The sequence below is a fragment of the Rhizobium ecuadorense genome, assembly GCF_001187535.1.
Lineage (GTDB): Bacteria > Pseudomonadota > Alphaproteobacteria > Rhizobiales > Rhizobiaceae > Rhizobium > Rhizobium ecuadorense.
In genome coordinates this window covers 1-222 of the sequence record NZ_LFIO01000201.1, presented here as the reverse complement: position 1 = coordinate 222, position 222 = coordinate 1, and the positions used below count along the sequence as shown (strand labels likewise).

1 protein-coding gene is annotated in these 222 nt (G+C 59.5%); it reads left to right on the top strand.

Annotation, left to right across the window (positions count from 1 at the left end; genetic code table 11):
* Window positions 1–222, top strand: a 222-nt coding sequence (locus AF337_RS04655) for a GH36-type glycosyl hydrolase domain-containing protein (protein ID WP_152970909.1), incomplete at both ends; no start/stop codon positions are given.

Here is a 222-nt window from a genome sequence, read left to right as displayed (position 1 = left end):
GGCGGCCAATACACGCATGCGGCAACCTGGGTTGTCTGGGCGACCGCTTTGCAAGGCGACGGCGATCTCACCTTAAAGCTTTGGAACCTGATCAATCCGATTTGTCATGGCGCCACGCGAGATCAAGTCGAACGCTACAAGGTGGAACCATATGCGGTCAGCGCCGATATCTATGGCGCGCCGCCACACACTGGGCGCGGTGGATGGACCTGGTACACCGGA